This window comes from Verrucomicrobiales bacterium (assembly GCA_016793885.1).
GTDB lineage: Bacteria > Verrucomicrobiota > Verrucomicrobiia > Limisphaerales > UBA11320 > UBA11320.
The window spans coordinates 1-14,919 of sequence record JAEUHE010000116.1 but is presented as its reverse complement, the minus strand read 5'-3'; the positions used below and the strand labels follow the sequence as shown (position 1 = coordinate 14,919).

General features: G+C 59.1%; 13 protein-coding genes and 1 tRNA gene. 13 read left to right on the top strand and 1 reads right to left on the bottom strand.

What is annotated here, in order from left to right; all coding sequences use genetic code 11:
• Nucleotides 1-674 precede the first annotated feature (674 nt).
• The 4 genes from nuoB to JNN07_12975 are packed head-to-tail and all read left to right on the top strand — an operon-like array spanning nt 675 to nt 3,607.
• On the top strand, nt 675-1,178 hold the full coding sequence (nuoB, locus tag JNN07_12990) for an NADH-quinone oxidoreductase subunit NuoB (GenBank protein ID MBL9168652.1): 504 nt from the start codon (nt 675-677) through the stop codon (nt 1,176-1,178).
• A gap of 42 nt (nt 1,179-1,220) precedes the next feature.
• Entirely contained in the window at nt 1,221-1,799 is a 579-nt protein-coding gene (locus JNN07_12985) for an NADH-quinone oxidoreductase subunit C (GenBank protein MBL9168651.1), read from the top strand.
• A 15-nt stretch (nt 1,800-1,814) separates the two neighbouring features.
• Complete coding sequence (gene nuoD / locus JNN07_12980) at nt 1,815-3,116, top strand: NADH dehydrogenase (quinone) subunit D (protein ID MBL9168650.1); 1,302 nt, start codon at nt 1,815-1,817, stop codon at nt 3,114-3,116.
• 5 nt (nt 3,117-3,121) lie between these two features.
• On the top strand, nt 3,122-3,607 hold the full coding sequence (locus JNN07_12975) for an NAD(P)H-dependent oxidoreductase subunit E (protein MBL9168649.1): 486 nt from the start codon (nt 3,122-3,124) through the stop codon (nt 3,605-3,607).
• Nucleotides 3,608-3,729: 122 nt separating this feature from the next.
• Here JNN07_12975 and JNN07_12970 read toward each other — a convergent pair.
• A tRNA-Gln gene (locus JNN07_12970) sits at nt 3,730-3,803 on the bottom strand.
• 49 nt (nt 3,804-3,852) lie between these two features.
• On the opposite strand from JNN07_12970, the gene nuoF reads away from it, so the two are divergent.
• From nuoF to JNN07_12925, 9 genes are read left to right on the top strand one after another with little or no spacing between them, the layout of a single operon-like run.
• Nucleotides 3,853-5,289, top strand: coding sequence for an NADH-quinone oxidoreductase subunit NuoF (nuoF, locus tag JNN07_12965; GenBank protein ID MBL9168648.1), 1,437 nt, complete (start codon nt 3,853-3,855; stop codon nt 5,287-5,289).
• A 9-nt stretch (nt 5,290-5,298) separates the two neighbouring features.
• The gene (locus JNN07_12960; GenBank protein ID MBL9168647.1) at nt 5,299-7,011 is read left to right on the top strand and encodes a molybdopterin-dependent oxidoreductase; all 1,713 of its coding nucleotides are present in this window, start codon (nt 5,299-5,301) and stop codon (nt 7,009-7,011) included.
• A gap of 7 nt (nt 7,012-7,018) precedes the next feature.
• Nucleotides 7,019-8,125, top strand: a complete 1,107-nt coding sequence (gene nuoH, locus JNN07_12955) for an NADH-quinone oxidoreductase subunit NuoH (GenBank protein ID MBL9168646.1) — start codon at nt 7,019-7,021, stop codon at nt 8,123-8,125.
• 10 nt (nt 8,126-8,135) lie between these two features.
• The gene (locus JNN07_12950; GenBank protein MBL9168645.1) at nt 8,136-8,690 is read left to right on the top strand and encodes an NADH-quinone oxidoreductase subunit I; all 555 of its coding nucleotides are present in this window, start codon (nt 8,136-8,138) and stop codon (nt 8,688-8,690) included.
• 24 nt (nt 8,691-8,714) lie between these two features.
• Nucleotides 8,715-9,215 (top strand): NADH-quinone oxidoreductase subunit J, encoded by a 501-nt coding sequence (locus JNN07_12945; GenBank protein ID MBL9168644.1) that lies wholly within the window; start codon nt 8,715-8,717, stop codon nt 9,213-9,215.
• Between the two features lie 11 nt (nt 9,216-9,226).
• Nucleotides 9,227-9,547, top strand: coding sequence for an NADH-quinone oxidoreductase subunit NuoK (nuoK, locus tag JNN07_12940; protein MBL9168643.1), 321 nt, complete (start codon nt 9,227-9,229; stop codon nt 9,545-9,547).
• A gap of 9 nt (nt 9,548-9,556) precedes the next feature.
• Nucleotides 9,557-11,488, top strand: coding sequence for an NADH-quinone oxidoreductase subunit L (nuoL, locus tag JNN07_12935; protein MBL9168642.1), 1,932 nt, complete (start codon nt 9,557-9,559; stop codon nt 11,486-11,488).
• Between the two features lie 3 nt (nt 11,489-11,491).
• Nucleotides 11,492-13,024, top strand: coding sequence for an NADH-quinone oxidoreductase subunit M (locus JNN07_12930; protein ID MBL9168641.1), 1,533 nt, complete (start codon nt 11,492-11,494; stop codon nt 13,022-13,024).
• Nucleotides 13,025-13,037: 13 nt separating this feature from the next.
• On the top strand, nt 13,038-14,477 hold the full coding sequence (locus JNN07_12925) for an NADH-quinone oxidoreductase subunit N (protein MBL9168640.1): 1,440 nt from the start codon (nt 13,038-13,040) through the stop codon (nt 14,475-14,477).
• Nucleotides 14,478-14,919: the final 442 nt, after the last annotated feature.

Below are 14,919 nucleotides of genomic sequence, written 5' to 3'. Positions count from 1 at the left end.
ACAGGGTTCGCAACCCACGATGGGGTTGTGGATTCTATGGCGTTTTCCCCAGGGTAGCTCGTTCCTCCCAACCCTGGGCTTTGAGGCGCAATCCCGTTGGGATAGGGAGGAAGCCCTCCGAACTTGTGGGTAATGCTTAGGGCACGACACCGCTTTTCCTTCGCCCCCGGTTAGCCCCCTCCCAAGCAGTCATTTGCAATGGGCACACCAGCAGCCACTTCGACACGTGCTTGAAAAGCGGCGACCTGCCTCCGCAGTCCATAGAACCTGGTTCCTTCGCGTGAGGCTGCACAGCTCCGGGCACCGAAGCGCGCGATGGGTGCCTGGGACAAGAGCCGGGATGGTGATGATCACCTGTCGGCCCTCGCGGAGTTGCCCCCTTGTTTCCCTGAGCCTGGGGCAGGAGTGGGCTCGAACAGAGTCTCGCCCTACTGCCGTGACGAGATGAGCTAGGGCGAAAGTTGACCGCGAAGCGGTCCGACAAGGTTTATAGTTCTGATTTCCACTCGAGCCCTGATCGGCCCTAGGTCCTCAAACGGGGAGGGCTGACTCATGAAGAGGCCCCCGGCACGGTAATTCCTCCGAGTTTGTGAAATAAATCACAAATTCATTCTTGCCTCGTTTTATTGGGGTATTTAGCTTGCGGGCCGGCGGTTTCTGCATTGGTTCTGCTTATGTCGACGAACACAGAGTTTGGATACAATTCAAAGGTCGAGGGTGAGGTCATCGTGACACGGCTCGATGCGGCGATCAATTGGTTCCGTAAGAACTCCCTTTGGCCCATGCCGATGGGGCTTGCGTGCTGCGCCATTGAGTTAATGGCGGCAGGGGCGAGCCGCTTCGACATTTCTCGATTTGGCGCCGAGGTGATGCGTTTCTCGCCGCGTCAATCGGACGTGATGATTGTGGCGGGAACGGTGACGTACAAAATGGCCCTGGCCGTGCGCCGGATCTATGAGCAAATGCCCGAACCGAAATGGGTGATTGCCATGGGTGCCTGCGCATCGACCGGGGGGATGTATCGCAGTTACGCGGTGCTGCAGGGGGTGGACAACATCATTCCGGTGGATGTCTACGTCGCAGGGTGTCCGCCTCGTCCGGAGGCTCTGCTGGACGGTTTCATGAAGCTTCAAGCCAAAGTTAGTGTCGAAGCTGTGCGCGCGGCTTCCTCCGTCTGAGCCTGGGAACATTCACTGGTTTCATCTCCAAGAATTCTGATCATGTCCGCTCTCGCTCATGCTGAAAGACTGGCAGCCCGTTTCCCGGGTTTGCTGAGCGCCCCAATCCAGTTTCGGGGTGAGGTGACCCTCCAGGTGTTGGATGCGGAGCGGATCGTGGAGGTGTGCGAGTTTGCCAAGCGGGATCTGGGCTATCTGTTTTTAACCGACCTGTCAGGCGTGGACAATTATGGCGAGGATCCTCGCTGGGCCTTGGTCTACGAGCTGTATCACTTGACCGAGAAGACTCATCTCCGTCTCAAGACATCGGTAAGCGAGGAGCTCTCCGAGCTGCCCACCGTCAGTAAGGTCTGGCGTACCGCGGACTGGCATGAGCGCGAAATTTACGACATGATGGGCATTCGGTTCCGTGGCCATCCTGATCTGCGACGGATCCTTATGTGGGATGGCTACCCTTACTTCCCGCTGAGAAAGGATTTTCCGCTGGCGGGGAAGCCCACCGAGTTGCCAGAGGTCGCATTTACCAAACCTGCGCCTCTCGAAGGAGGCCCCTTTGTCACTGTTGCTGGAGGCAAGGATACCTTGGCTCGCGAGCCTCGGGTTCGAAATCCGGAATCCTGATCCTCTTTAACCCGCATGGCCACTCTGCAAGAAATCGAGATTAAGGACGCTGCCGCCCGAGCGGCGCAAGCGTCGGCGGTGCATTCGGCTTCCTCCGCCACTGGTGACGAGATCGATGAGCTTCCTGGCGAGACCATGGTCTTGAACATGGGGCCCTCGCATCCCTCCACCCATGGCGTGCTCCGGATTTTGCTGGAGCTGGATGGGGAGATCATCACCAAGGCGACGCCAGATGTCGGATACCTGCATCGTGGTGATGAGAAGATCGCGGAGAACATGACCTACACCCAGTTTATCCCGTACACGGATCGACTGGATTACTTGGCCCCTTTGGCCAACAACGTGGCCTACGCGTTGGCGGTGGAGAAGCTCATGGGCATCGACAGCCAACTGCCGCTTCGCTGCCAGCACATTCGGGTGATCTGCTGCGAGCTGGCTCGCATCTCGGCTCATCTGCTGGGCTTGGGAGCGTTTGCGATGGATGTCGGTGCGCTCACCGTGTTCCTCCACACCTTTACGGAGCGGGAAAAGATCTACAATCTGTGCGAGTCGCTCACGGGAGCGCGATTCACCACCAGCTACACCCGGATCGGTGGAGTCGCTCGCGATCTGCCGGCAGGGTGGCACGGCGCCTGCCGTCAGTTCTGCCATGAGGTTTTGGTGAACATCGATGAGTCGGAAAAGCTGCTGACCCGGAATAAGATTTTTGTCGATCGAACTCGCGATGTGGGCGTGATTTCGGCCGAGGACGCCATTGATTACGGGCTTAGCGGTCCGAATTTGCGTGGGAGCGGGGTGGATTATGACGTTCGGAAAGCGAACCCATATCTTTGCTATCGCGAGCTGGAGTTTGATGTCCCGATCGGTTCGGTGGGCGATTCCCATGACCGGTATCTGGTGCGCATGGAGGAAATGCGCCAGAGCGTGCGAATCATCCGCCAATGCTTGGATCGGATTCCCGGAGGCGCTGACAACACGGACCGCGAGCCCGTCAACATTCCGGATGGCAAGACGGTCCTTCCTCCGAAGAGCAAGGTTCTGACGAGCATGGAGGAGCTGATCCATCAGTTCATCCTGGTCACTCAGGGTGTCAATGCGCCTCCCGGGGAAGTGTATTTTGGGGCTGAGAACCCGAAGGGGGAGCTGGGCTTCTACATCAACAGTCGAGGGGGAGGCACGCCGCATCGGCTCAAAATCCGCGCTCCATCGTTCGTCAACTTGAGCATCCTGCCTCATTTGCTCCCGGGGCATATGATGAGTGATGTGGTGACCATCCTGGGCTCCTTCGACTTCGTGATGGGAGAGTGCGACCGCTAATTTCTATGACTTTTTCCGTCCCACCTGCATTGGAAGCCGAGCTGGACGAGCTCATCACGCACTATCCGCAGAAGCGGAGCGCCTCCCTGATGTTCCTGCACGCGTTGCAGGAGCACTTCGGATTCATCTCCAAGGACGCGGTCGAGTGGACCGCCCAGAAGCTCGGTCTGCAGCCGATCAACGTTTGGGAGTTGGTGACATTCTATCCGATGTTCCGTCAGGAGCCGGCAGGAAAACATCAGCTGAAGGTCTGTCGCACCTTGAGCTGTGCGCTGGGGGGCTCGCACCAGCTGTATCATCATTTTTGCACCAAGTTCGGGCTCGATCCAAAAAAGCATGGGCTGCAGACCACGGCCGACGGCAAGTTTTCAGTGGAGTTCGTCGAATGTCTCGCCAGCTGCGGGACCGCGCCGGTGATGATGTGCAACGAGCAGTTCTACGAAGGCGTGACCACCGAAAAGGCTGACTCCATCGTGGCTCAATGCTCATGAGAACCAAACGCCACGCATCATCCTGCACGGTGGGCCCAGCCTCGAACGGATCCGGGAGTGGGCAAGGTTTGGGGAAACTCAGCGTGGCGACGATCACCGAAGTAGGGACTGAGAAGAAGAGTTGGCTGCCCGACATGGATTTGAACCATGACAAGCAGATTCAGAGTCTGCTGTGCTACCGTTACACCATCGGGCAGTAGCTGGGGTAGAAGCTAAAGTTTTTGAACCGAGAGTCAAGCCGCAGTATGCCGCAAGAATATCGATTAATTCTGAAGCAGGCCGATCAGTCGGGCTACACGCCCGACATGGACTGCTACCTCCGCCACGGCGGATACGAGGCCCTTCGCAAAGCGCTGGCGCTTCCGGTCAAGGACTTGCCCGACGGCAAGAAGATGACCGCGCAGGAGCAGATCCGCGATGAGGTGCTTAAGTCCGGGCTCCGTGGACGCGGGGGTGCCGGGTTCTCGTGCGGCTTGAAGTGGTCCTTCGTCGACCGCCGCAGCGGCAAGCCGATCTACCTGATCTGCAACGCAGACGAGTCGGAGCCGGGGACGTTCAAGGATCGTCAGATCATTCATAAAGATCCGCATCAACTGATCGAAGGGATGATCATCTCGTGCTTCGCGAACGACGTGAAGCTGGCCTATATTTACATCCGCGGCGAAATGCCTGAAGGCGCTCGGCTGTTGAACCAGGCCTTGAGGGAGGCGCGGGCTAAGGGCTTCCTGGGTAAGAACATTTTGGGAACCGGCTACGATCTGGAGATCCACGTGCATCGCGGCGCGGGTGCCTATATTTGTGGCGAGGAAACCGGGCTGATTGAATCGCTGGAAGGCAAGCGCGCCTATCCGCGGATCAAGCCCCCGTATTTCCCTGCGGTGCTGGGCCTCTACATGAGCCCCACAATCGTCAACAATGTTGAGACACTGGCGGCGGTTCGGCATATTGTTTCGATGGGCAGCGCGGAGTATGCGAAACTCGGCACTCCCAACAATACCGGCACGCGCATCGTCAGCCTCAGCGGGCAGGTGAAGCGCCCCGGTTACTATGAGGTCGAGGTCGGCAAAGCCACGCTGGGTGAGTTGATTTTCCACGAAAACTTCGGCCAAGGTCTCCGAGACGGCCGGCAGCTCAAGGCGATCATTCCCGGGGGCTCGTCCTCCAAGGTTTTCAAGGCGGGTGAGAAGTTCAAACTCAAGCGCAAGGGGGCCGACGGTCAGATGACGGCGGTGGACGTCGACCTGCTTGATTTGCCCTATGATTTCGACTCGCTGCAGCAGGCCGGCTCGATGTCGGGTTCTGGAGCAATCATCGTCATGGATGACTCTACGGACATCGTGGAGGTGCTGGCCAACCTGTCGGAGTTTTACGCTCACGAAAGCTGCGGTCAGTGCACTCCGTGCCGCGAGGGGTCGCTCTGGATGAGCAAGGCTTTGCACCGTTTAACCCATGGTCACGGTCGGAAGCAGGATGCCGATTACCTGCTCAACATCGCGCAGAATATCCAAGGGCGAACCATCTGTGCCTTTGGCGAGGCCTGTGCCTGGCCGGTGCTGAGCTTCGTGAAAAAATTCAAGGCGGACTTCGAGGCCAAGGGGGCGGCCGATGAGGCCCGCCACGCCACGCCTGCTGCCTCCGGAGCTCAGGGTAGCAAAGTCGCCGCCAGCCCGAACGCTGAATGATTTTCCATCATGTCGACCGCAACAAATACTGAGAGCAAGCCCGCGCCGCCTGCGGTGGAAACCATCCGCATTAAGGTGGACGGGCGCGATGTGGATGTGCCCAAGATGATGCCTGACTGGCAGGGCAAGCTGCAACCCACGACCATGCTGCAGGCGTGTGCGATCGCCGGCCAGGAGGTCCCGCACTATTGCTACCATCCCAAGCTGCCCGTGGCGGGGAACTGCCGCATGTGCTTGGTGGAGTTTGGCACCCCGATGATGGGTCCGGATCGCAAGCCCGTGCTTAATGAGGACGGCACCCCGAAGATCGCGCGCTCGGTTCTGCCTTACGAGCCGTCAACCCCGCGCGGCGCGATCGCCTGCGCGACGCCCATCTCCCCGGGCATGGAGATTTACCCTTCTTCACCTGCGACCAAGCAGATGCGCGAGGGCGTGCTGGAATCGCTGCTGATCAACCACCCGCTGGACTGCCCCATCTGCGACCAGGCGGGGGAATGCAAGCTCCAGGAGTATTCGGTTGAGCACGGCAAGGCGGCGAGCCAGTTCGTTGAGACCAAGGTCCATAAGCCCAAGGCGGTGGATCTAGGCCCCCGGATCATGCTGGATGACGAGCGCTGCGTCCTCTGCACCCGTTGTATCCGCTTTAGCAAGGACATCGCCGGCGACGACGCGCTCGGCATTGTGAACCGCGGCAGTTACAACAGCATTTCCTCCTTTCCTGGTCGGGTGTTCGACAACAATTACACGCTGAATACGGTGGACTTGTGTCCGGTGGGAGCCCTCACGTCGAAGGACTTTCGTTTCAAGATGCGGGTGTGGTTTCTGAAGGAAACCAAATCCATCTGCACCAGCTGCGGAACGGGATGCAACATCATCATCGGGTCGCGGGAAGAGAAGATTCAGCGGTTTGAGCCGCGGCAGAACGATGCCGTGAATTCGTGCTGGATGTGTGATGCCGGCCGCTTGAATTACAAATGGGTTGGCCGGGAAGACCGCCTGATCGAGGTCCGAAGCTCGCGGACGGGCGCTCGCACCTGGAAGGCCGTCATGAGCGAGCTGATCACGGTGCTGAAGGCCGTTCCTCCGGGGTCGGCGGCCATTGTTGCCTCGGCTCGTCAAACCAACGAGGAGCTGTATCTGCTGAAGAAGCTCGGCACCAAGCTGGGCGCCATCACGGACGCGGTGGCGCGCGAGGGCGAGGAGGACAAGATTTTGGTCAGCGCCGACAAGAACCCGAACAGCGCTGGAACGAGGCTGACCGGCATCGCGTTCACCGAGATGGGCATCCAGATTCCAAGGATTGCCGAGGGCATTCGCAGCGGGAAGATCCAGACCCTGATTGTGTTCGGGGAAGATGTGACTCGGTGTGGCATTGAGGCCGACTTGCTCGGCAAACTCCAGACTCTGGTGGTCAGCGATATCCTGCCGAACGAGACCACCCGTCGCGCCCACTTTCTCCTGCCAGGCTGCGCGCCGGCGGAGAAGCGCGGCACCTTCGTGAATGTCAAAGGACGGCTGCAGCGCTTCATGAAGGCGGTTGAGGCTCCGGGCGATGCACGACCGGAGTGGGAGTTCCTCCATGAACTCACCCATGAGGTCACGGGGGAGAATGGATTTTCCAGCATCGAGGGCTTGTTCAATCAGATGGCCAAAGAGATTCCCGCCTTCGCCGGTTTGGAGTGGGGCAAGTTGGGAGATCTCGGGGTCAACGTGACCATCTAATCGCCGCATGATAAACTACCTAAACGACCTGATTCACAACAATCGCGAGTGGGTCTTCACTCTGGCGAAGATCGCCGGCGTGCTGGGCATTCTGATGCCCATGATCGCGTATTCCGTTCTCGCAGAGCGGAAGATTTCGGCGTTCATTCAGGATCGCGTGGGACCGAACCGGGTGGCGCTTCCCCTGCTGGGCGGCATCCCCATTCTCGGCCCGTTTCTCACCCGGTTGGGTCTGTGGCAGCCGCTGGCCGATGGTCTTAAGTCCTTTCTGAAGGAGGACTTCACACCCGCCCATGTGCGCAAGGTCTACTTCTGGCTGGCGCCGGCGATTGCGCTGGTCCCGGCGTTCATGACCATGGCGGTGATTCCCTTCGGCTCGTTTCTGGGAACGGAAAAGATGGTGCTGGCCGATCTGAATGTAGGGATTCTCTACACCTTCGGCATTGTGTCTTTGGGAGTGTATGGAATCGTGCTCGCGGGCTACGCGGCGAACTCGAAGTATCCGTTTCTGGGCGGTATTCGTTCGAGCGCCCAGATGATTTCCTATGAGATCGCCATGGGCATGAGCGTGATCCCGGTCTTCATGCTGGTGGGGGATCTGAATCTCAGCAAGGTGATCGAGTACCAGTCGGCCGGGTTCAGCAGCTGGCTGATCTTCAAGCAGCCCATCGCCTTCGCTATCTTTCTGGTGGCGGCCTTTGCGGAAACCAACCGGCTGCCTTTCGATCTTCCGGAGTCTGAGACCGAGCTGGTGGGCGGGTATCACACCGAGTACAGCTCGATGAAGTTCGCGCTGTTCTTCATGGGCGAATATGCCGCGATGATCGCCGGGTCGGCGATGATGGTCACCTTGTTCTTTGGCGGATGGACCTTGCCGCTCTTCGGACTGAATGAGATCCCCCAAGCCGATGCGCCCATCTGGTATGGCATTGCGCACATCGTCATCTTCCTGGCCAAGATTCTAGTGCTCATGGCCATTTTCATCTGGGTCCGGTGGATGCTTCCCCGGTTCCGGTATGACCAGCTGATGGACCTCGGCTGGCGACGGTTTATTCCCCTGGCGCTGTTGAACATCGTGATCACGGCGGTGGTGCTGTTCTTAACCGTGAAATGAGACGCCCCTTATGATCGTCAAACGCAGCGACTTATCCTGGCTCGAGCGCCTGTATCTGCCCACCTTGTGGAGCGGACTGAAGGTGACCTTCCGTCACTTCTTCAACACCTTGTTCCGCGGCAAGGTGGTGACCATGGAGTACCCGGAACAGAAGTGGGTAGTGCCCACCGGCTATCGCGGCGCTCCCTACCTGGTGAAGGATCAGGAGGGTCGCACGAAGTGCGTCTCCTGCCAGTTGTGCGAGTTCGTTTGCCCGCCGAAGGCCATCAAGATCACGCCCCCGGGACCGAAGCCCAACGCGGCTGTCGGCAACGTTGAAAAGACTCCACAGGAGTTCGAGATCAACATGCTCCGCTGCATCTTCTGCGGATTCTGCCAGGAGGTTTGCCCGGAGGAGGCCATTTTTCTCATGAGCGATTACTCGCTCACCGGAACCAGCCGGAAAGAGATGGTTTACAACAAAGCCAAGCTCCTGTCGTTGGGCGGGGTGCACAACGACCCCATCATGAAGTGGAAACAAAAGCAGAAGGAAGCTCAGCAGCAGGAGGCGTTCAAGCCGCTTTAAGGCTTTGGAGAACTAAGGAATCGCATGACGGACCTACTTTTTTATGTCTTCGCGCTGCTGGCGGTGATCTGCGGCTGCATGGTCGTGGCCAACCCGTTTAGCCGCAACCCGGTGACGAGCGCCATGTTCTTGGTGCTGACGATTCTCTGCCTGGCCGGACTGTTCGTGCTGCTGCACGCCTTCTTTCTCGCGGCAGTGCAGATCCTGGTCTATGCGGGTGCCGTCATGGTGCTGTTCCTGTTTGTAATCATGCTGCTCGATGTGAAAGCCGAAGAGCGCCGTCGCCTGAAGTTGTTTGGAGTGGTGACCGGTGCGGTGGCGGTGGGCGGTTTGGGTGCGCTGTTGGTTCGCACGATCTGGACGTCCAACGTCGGCAACGAATTGACCCCGACTCTGGAAGGGGAAACCCGCCTGCTGGGCACGGAGTTGTTTACCAATTACCTGTTGCCGTTTGAGGTCGTCTCCATCTTGCTGCTGGTGGCGATGGTGGGAGTGATTTTGTTGAGCAAGAAGGAGCTGAAATAGCCCATCTGACTATGTTGCAACCTGGACTCGAGCATTATTTGGTGGTGAGCGCCCTGCTGTTTTGTTTGGGCCTGCTCGGCGCGATCATGCGCCGCAATGTGCTGATTATCTATATGTCGCTGGAGCTGATGCTCAACGCCGCCAACCTGGCGCTGGTGTCGTTCTCGCGGTTCAAGGACAACCTGAATGATCACGTGGGCGGCCAGATCATGGTCTTCTTTATCATTACGGTGGCCGCCGCTGAGGTGGCGGTGGGGTTGGCGCTGATCGTCGCGCTGTACCGCAAGCGGGCTTCGGCCCATGTCGAGGACCTGGCCTCGCTCAAGCTCTAATCGACTCGTATGGCTGAACTGATCCCCCAAATCCCCTGGCTCATTTTGCTGCTGCCGCTGCTGTCGGCAGTTGGCATCACCCTCTTTACTCTCCGAGCCGGGAAGCTGAGCGCGCAGATTTCCATCGCCGCGGTGGTGTTGTCCTTCGTGCTTAGCGTGCTCGCCTGTCTCGGCACGACCGATGTGATCTCGGTGGTCTCCCCCGCCTTCAGCTGGATGCAGGTCGGAAATCTCTCGGTGGATTTCGCGCTGGTCTTAGATCCGCTGAGCAAGGTGATGCTCCTGGTCGTGACGGGGGTGGGGAGCCTGATCCACATCTATTCCTACGCCTACATGAGCGAGGACCGCAGTTTGGCGCGCTACTTCGCCAGCCTCAGCCTGTTCACGTTCTCGATGTTGGGGATCGTGCTGGCCAGCAACCTGGTGATGATGTTCGTGTTTTGGGAATTGGTGGGGGTGTCCAGCTATCTGCTCATCGGGTTCTGGCATGAGAAGCCCTCGGCGGCCGATGCCTGCAAGAAGGCCTTCCTGACCAATCGCATCGGTGACTTCGGCTTCATTCTCGGAATTCTGATGGTCTGGGCGGCCTTGGGCTCGGTGGATTTCGGCCAGCTCAAGACCACCTTGGCCGCGCATCCCGCCCAGCTGGGTGCGATGGCCTCCTTGGCCGGCTTGCTTCTCTTTTGTGGCGCCATGGGCAAGAGCGCCCAGTTTCCCCTCCATGTGTGGTTGCCGGACGCGATGGAAGGTCCGACGCCGGTCAGCGCCCTCATTCATGCCGCCACCATGGTGGCGGCCGGCGTCTACATGCTGTGCCGCACGTTATTTCTTTTCCAGGTGCCCGAGGCCTGGCCGGCGGCCTTGTCTTTCCTCCACGGTTGGAGCGCCCTGGATGTGGTGGCTTGGATTGGGGGAATCACCGCGCTGATGGCGGCGCTGATGGCAGTCCAGCAGAATGACATCAAGCGGATCTTGGCCTATTCCACCCTTTCGCAGTTGGGCTACATGGTCATGGCGGTCGGGCTTTCGGAGCATTCCAGCCCGACGCCGGCCATGTTCCATCTCACGACCCACGCCTTCTTCAAGGCCTTGCTGTTCCTCGGTGCCGGATCCGTGATCCACGCTTGTCATCATGAGCAGGACATCTGGAGGATGGGCGGGCTGCGGAAGTCCATGCCGGTGACCTTCTGGACCTTCCTGATCGGAACCCTGGCGCTCTGCGGTGTTCCTCCGCTCAGCGGGTTTTACAGCAAGGACGCGATTCTGGCTCTGGCCTTTGAGCACAACACGGCCCTGTTTATCCTGGCCATCGGGGTGGCGGCCTTGACGACGTTCTACATGTTTCGGCTGTTCTTCGTGGCCTTTGTCGGCGAGCCGCGCGATGAGCATGCCGCCCACGCACATGAGTCTCCCCCCGTGATGATCTGGCCGCTGCGCATCTTGGCGGTCCTGGCGATCTTTGGCGGAGTGCTGGGACTCGACCGTTATATCGGCCAGGCCTTCCCCGCAGGAGAGCATGCCGCTCATTCCCTTTCGTTCGCCGAAGCCCTGGTGGATCCCTTCGGACATTCTCCAGCGGCGGCGTTCTTTGGCCTGTTTGCGACGATGATCGGCTTCAGCATCGCTTGGGCGGCCTATTCCGGTGCCAAGAGCGATCCGCTGCCCGGCGCGCTCGGCTGGGTGACGCGCTGGATGCGCGATCGGTTCTATTTCGACGAGATCTATCAGTTTCTCATTAAGGTGACTCACGACGCCATCGCCTCGCTGGCGGATGCGTTTGATCGCTGGATTGTGTCCGGATTATGTGTCCGCGGCCTTCACGGCTCGGTGGAGCTGTGCGGCCGGGTGTTGCGTCTCTCCCAAAGCGGCAACCTGCAGACCTACGCCTTCTTCCTGGTTGCCGGTCTGGTGGTTGTCATCTACGTCGCTCTTTCCCACTAAGCCATGCTCACTGCCCTCATCCTGATTCCTTTGATCGCCGCGGTGCTGGTGCTGCTGACGCCGCGTACCCCCGGATCCTCCCTGCCGCGACTCATCGCCGTGGCTGCCACGGCCGTGACGTTGCTCATCGGCCTGATGCTCTTTCTACGGTTCGATCCGAATGGCGGCATGCAGTTTCAGCACATTGTGGATTGGGTGCCGTCGATGGGCCTGCGTTTCAATGTGGGGGTGGATGGTCTGAACATCGGACTTCTTCTCATGGGTACTTTGGTGGCCTTTGCCGCCACAGCTGTCAGCTGGGACATCAAGACGCTGGAGAAAGAATATTACGCCCTGCTGTTGGTGATGATCGGCGGCATTCTCGGGGCCTTCGCCTCGCAGGATCTGTTCTGGTTTTACTTTTTTCATGAGCTGGCCTTGGTCCCGACGTTTATCATGATTGGCGTTTGGGGCCGTGGTGGGCAGCGCAACTACGCAACCTTTCAGATCACGATGTATCTGACCGTGGGCGCCTTGATCGCCTTGGCCGGTTTGATTTTGCTCTACGCGAAGATGCCGGCGGAAGTTCGCACCTTTGATATCGCGGCCATGACCGCCCACTTTCAGAAGAACGCCCTCCCAGCGGCCGATCAAAGCCTCATTTTCGCGCTGCTCCTCTTCGGGTTCGGCATTCTGGTGTCGCTCTGGCCGTTTCACAGCTGGGCGCCGCTGGGCTACGGGTCGGCCCCGACCGGCAATGCCATGCTCCACGCGGGCGTGCTCAAGAAGTTCGGCCTCTACGGTTTGCTGAAGGTTGCGATGCCCATGCTGCCCTTAGGGGCGCAGAAATGGCTGCCGGTGTTGACCTTCCTCTGCCTGGGCAATTTGCTCTATTGCGGCTGGGTCGCCATGAAGCAGCGGGATCTGAATATGTTGATCGGGAATTCCAGCGTGGCGCACATGGGCTTCTGTTTTCTCGGATTGGCGAGTCTGACCTTGGTGGGTGTGACCGGCGCGGTGGTGGTCATGGTCGCTCACGGGTTGCTGGCGGCTCTGTCCTACGGACTGAGCGGCTATCTCTACGCCCAGACCGGCACGTTGGACATGGATAAGTTCGGGGGCCTGCTGCGTCGGTTGCCGTTTATCGGAACTGCGTTTGTGATCGCCCTCTTTGCCGGTTGCGGCGTGCCTGGATTCGCTAACTTCGCGGGCGAGTTGATGGTGTTGTTCGGGGCTTGGAAGAGCCCGGTGGCCGGACAGTGGATTGTCGTGGCTGCGGCTTGGGGTGCCTTGATCATCGGTGGCGTCTATATGCTGCGCGCCATCCGGAGCATGCTCCACGGACCTTTGCCCGAGCGCTGGGCTACGTTGCCGGACGCCACGGCTGCCCAGCGGTGGCCCTTGGCGCTGCTCATTGCCGCCCTGCTGGTGTTCGGGGTGAAGCCCGGTCTGCTGATCGATCAAATCAAACCAGCTGCGGAGAAGATTCTCCAACATGCCACCAGCGGCATGCCGACCTCCGCCCCCGCCTCCGGCGGAGTGGCCCAGATCCCTTGATGCTTTCTCTGACATGAATGCCTCTCTCATTAGCCTCGAGCTTGCAGTCCTCGGCAGCGGCCTCCTGTTTCTGCTGCTCGACCTTTGGACCTGCCCGAAACGAAAGCATCTCCTGGGATACGGTGCTGCGACGGCTGTCGCGCTGATCCTGCTCTGGAGCTTCAAGATGGACGTTTCGGAGCCGAAGTATGCCTTTCAAAATGCCTACGTGCTGGACACGCTGGCCATGTTCTTCAAGCGCTTTTTCCTGGGCGCTGCTTTGGTCGTGCTGCTGATGACGGTCGATTTCGCGGATCGCATCAAGGCCGGCATCGGGGAGTTTTACAGCCTGACCCTCTTCGCTCTTGCGGGAATGATGTTTGCCGCCTCGGCCAACGACTTCACCATGCTCTTCGTCTCGATCGAGCTGATCACGGTGACGTTTTACGTGTTGACCAGCTTTCTGCGAAACAAGGTCGCTTCGCTGGAGGCTGGCATCAAGTATCTCATTCTGGGGGCTTTGTCCTCTGGTCTGATGGTTTACGGCATCGCGCTGGTTTTCGGAACGTCCGGCACCATGAAGTTCGGTGAGTTGGCGCAGAAGGCCACCGGGTTGATACATCAGAATCTGTTTCTGGCCGGAGTGATCTTGGTGATTTCAGGCCTGGCTTTCAAAATCGCTGCCTTTCCAATGCATCTCTGGGCGCCCGATGTCTATCAAGGCTCGCCCGCCCCGGCCACGGCATTCCTGGCCGTGGGGTCCAAGGCCGCCGGATTTGTGCTCTTACTCCGGTTTCTGTTTGGCGCGTTGCCGCATGAGTTGATCGCCTCCTGGGCCAACCTCCTCATGGGAATCGCGGCGATCACCATCCTCTACGGGAATCTCTGCGCGATCCCCCAGCGGAACCTCAAGCGGCTGCTGGGCTATTCGAGCATCTCCAACGCCGGCTATCTCCTGCTCGGGATCGCTGCGCTGAGCCGTGCGGGTTCCACGGCTGTGCTGTTTTACCTGACCGGCTATTTGTTTACGGTTCTCGCCGCGTTCACGGTGATCTCGATCGTCATGAGGCACGTCGACGGGGAAGACATCAGCGCCCTGGCCGGCCTCCACCAGCGTTCACCGCTGCTGGCCGCCGCGCTGACTCTGTCCATGGTCTCCCTCGCGGGCATCCCGCCCCTGGCCGGATTCTTTGGCAAATTCCTGCTCTTGAAGTCGGTCTTGGAGCAGGGACCCCACTACTACTGGTTGATCGGGGTTACCATCGTTGGTGTGGTCATTTCGATCTACTACTACTTCGGCGTCATCCGGGCGATCTATTGGTCGGGATCTCCGGGTAGTTCAACTGCGCTCACCCTCACGAAACCTCTCCAATTTGCCCTCTATGCCTGCGTGGCCGGCATGCTGTATCTGGGTGTGTTTCCCAGTGGGACCCTGGACGCGGCTCAGCGAGCCACTCAGGTCCTGAAGTTTTGATCGGGGACTGCGGGGCTCAACCTACTCGCTCTTGGTGAAATAAACCTGGAAAAAGCAGTTGGAAGAAACCACAAAGAACGCAGAGAAAACAGGTTGGAGAAAGAACCCCAACCGGCGGACGCTCACTCCAAAGGTCAGGCATCTCCCGACCTGCCCTCAACAGGAAATTGCCCCTCTTTGCGTTCTCTGCGGTTATTTCAACTGCCGTTTTTAGGATAAACGCAGCGAGGCGGCGCCGCAAAGCCGCGGGGGAGTGAAACCAGACTCAGGAGCCTCTCCTTATGGACTGCGGTGGCAGGACCTGAGCATTACCCACAAGTTCTTCGACCAAATGTTAGAATCCCAAAGGGATTCCGCCTCAAAGCCCAGGGTTGGCGCGACGCAGGAGCGCCTACCCTGGGTTAGTCGTTGTTTTCTCACAACCCCATCGCGGGTTGCGCTT